A 2,597-nucleotide genomic window follows, 5' to 3' on the forward strand; every position below is an offset into this window, starting at 1 on the left:
GACCTGCTCATGCGCGCCGCCGCGGGGGCGGCGGCGTGGCGGCGCGAGCGGCTGCGGGAGTGGCGGCAGTTCCGGCTGGCGGAGCAGCTCATCACCTTCTCGGAGCGGCTGAACTCCGCCCGGACGCTCACCGAGGTGCACGAGGCGCTCCTGCAGAGCGCGGTCAGCACGGTGGGGGCCTACACCAGCTTCCTGGTCGTCGCCGAGGAGAGCGGGCGGGCCACCGTGGTGGACCACCCCTCCGCGCCGGTCCAGGCCAGGTCGTTCCCGGCCCCGGCGCACCCGCGCCTCCGCCGGCCGGGGCTGATCTACGGCGCGGAGGCGCAGCCCGACACCGGCTCGCCGCTCGCGGCGCTGGCGCCGGTCTTCGCCCGCACGAGCGCCGCCGTCCTGGCGCACGTTCCGGTGGCCGCGGGCGGGGTCCTCTTCCTGGTGGAGCGCCGCGGGGAGCGGCTCTTCGAGCCGGAGGACTGGAGCCTCCTGGACGTGCTGGTCTCCCAGGCGGAGATCGCCATCGAGCGGGTGGAGCTGTTCGAGCGGGTCCGCGAGCTGTCGCTCACCGACCCCCTGACCGGGCTGGGCAACCGCCGCCACATGCAGGTGGTGCTCAAGCACAGCCTGGCCGCGGCGCAGCGGGGCGACGCCCTTTCGCTGGTGATGGTGGACCTGGACGGCTTCAAGGCCATCAACGACGAGTACGGGCACCTGGAGGGCGACCGCGTGCTCCGGACCGTGGCGGACTGCCTCCGGGAGGAGATCCGGGGCGCGGACCTGGCGGTGCGCTTCGGGGGCGACGAGTTCCTCATCATCCTTCCCGGCACCGACCTGCCGGGGGCGATGTCGCTGATCCGCCGCGTGGAGGAGAGGCTGGCCGGCCGCGCGCGCATCAGCGCGGGAGCCGCCGAGTACCACCCCACCATGAAGTCCGCCGACGACCTGATCGAGCGCGCGGACCGCGAGCTGTACGCGACCAAGCGGGGGAAGCGGGACATCCCCGGCGGGTGACGCCGGGCTCCGGAAGAAGAACGGCCCCGCGCTGCCATCAGCACGGGGCCGTTCTTCCTGCGCGGCGGTCGGTCCGGCCGGGCGCTACGCCGCCTCCTCGGTCCGGGTGACCTCCATGGAGCGCACCGGGATGGCGCGCTTCAGGTGCTTCTCGATCCGGTCGCCGCAGGTGGTGCAAAGGTGCATCTCCAGCCGCACGCGCTCGCCGGCGCGCTCGTGCTCGAAGTGGAGCGAGGTGCCACGGCTCCACCCGGCGCAGAGCGCGCAGACCTCCGGCGCCGCGCGGATCTCGGCGGCGGTGCGGATCCGCCGCCTCCCTCCCGGCGGACCCTGCGCCAGCTCCGCCCCCCTCACCGGTCTCTGCCTGCTCGTGTCGTCCATTGCGGTCCGTCGACGGATCGGACGTGAACGGTTGGATTTCGTGCGGACCCGCCCAGGGTGCAAGATCACTTCCGCTCCGCGGAGCGGCCGGGGCCGCGGCACCCACGAGCATGCGCCGCAACGGCTTCCGTGGAGTGCGAGGCGCACGGCGCGCGGAGCCTCGCCGCGCGCGGCGCGTGCAGAATGCAAAACGCGCGGCAAAAGCCGCAGCACGCACGGCCGCCGGCCGGAGCGGTCCTAGCGGTGGTAGGGGAGGAAGAGCGAGGCGGCGGTCCCGCGGCCGGGCTCGCTCTCGATCAGGAGGTCGCCCCCGAGCGAGCGGGCGAGGCGGCGCGCCAGGGCAAGGCCCAGCCCCGCGCCGCGGAGGTGGGATTCGGTGCGCGCGGGGTCGGCGTCCTGGGTGAAGGGCTCCAGCATCTGCTCCAGCACCTCGCGCGGGATGCCGCGGCCGGTGTCCGCCACGCGCACCGACAGGAAGGGGCGCCGCCGCGCCGTCGCCGTCCACCGCCCGACCCGCTCCACCCGCACCTCGATGGAGCCCTCGGCGGTGTACTTGATGGCGTTGGAGAGGACCTGCAGGAGGATCCGGGAGAAGCGCGCCGCGTCGGTCTGCAGCGGGGGGAGGTCGCGGCGGGCGTGGAAGGCGATCGGGAGCTTCTTGCGGTCGGCGGCGGGCTCGATGCGGCGCAGCAGCTGCAGCACCGCCTCGCGCGGCTGCACCACGTCGCCCCCGGAGGCGGCGTCCGCCGCCTCCCGGTCGCCGAGCTCCAGCACCCCCTCCAGCACCCGGATGATGGTGGTGATGGCCGTCTGCGTGGACGCCATCAGCCTGGAGAGCCGGGGGGGCACGCCCTCCCCGGCGAGGGTGCGCAGCGCATCCGCGTTCAGCATCAGCGCCAGCGCGGGGGTGCGGATCTCGTGGTTGAGCGCGGTGAGGAAGTGGTCGCGCGCCTGCCGGGCCTGCCGCGCATCCTCGAAGGCCTGCTCGTGCTCCAGCACCAGCGCGGCGAGCGCGGCGCAGGCGCGCGCCGTCTCCCACTCCCCCTCGTCGGCCGTGGCGGACTCCGGCAGCGCGAGCACGATCGCCCCCACCGCCAGCGCCCGGAGGTGCAGCGGAATGAGGAGGAGCGCCCCCGCGCGCCCGTCCGGGCCGGCGGCCTCCATCCCTTCGGGGGGCAGGAGGAGCGGGCGGTCGATCCACTCCTCCTGCC

Annotated in this window: 3 protein-coding genes; 1 reads left to right on the plus strand and 2 read right to left on the minus strand. The window is 75.0% G+C overall.

The annotated features are described in order from the left end of the window. Positions 1 to 1,005, plus strand: a 1,005-nt coding sequence (locus tag VGR37_14980; protein ID HEV2148706.1) for a GGDEF domain-containing protein, incomplete at its 5' end; no start/stop codon positions are given. Between the two features lie 84 nt (positions 1,006 to 1,089). On the opposite strand, the gene VGR37_14985 is transcribed toward VGR37_14980, so the two are convergent. Together VGR37_14985 and VGR37_14990 are read right to left on the minus strand one after the other, a co-directional pair. Beyond that, a complete protein-coding gene (locus tag VGR37_14985; GenBank protein HEV2148707.1) occupies positions 1,090 to 1,386 on the minus strand; it encodes a hypothetical protein in 297 nt (98 codons plus the stop codon). A 237-nt stretch (positions 1,387 to 1,623) separates the two neighbouring features. Then, a partial coding sequence (locus tag VGR37_14990; protein HEV2148708.1) for a HAMP domain-containing sensor histidine kinase occupies positions 1,624 to 2,597 on the minus strand: 974 nt, incomplete at its 5' end.

The organism is Longimicrobiaceae bacterium, from assembly GCA_035936415.1.
In the GTDB taxonomy this organism is placed as follows: domain Bacteria; phylum Gemmatimonadota; class Gemmatimonadetes; order Longimicrobiales; family Longimicrobiaceae; genus JAFAYN01.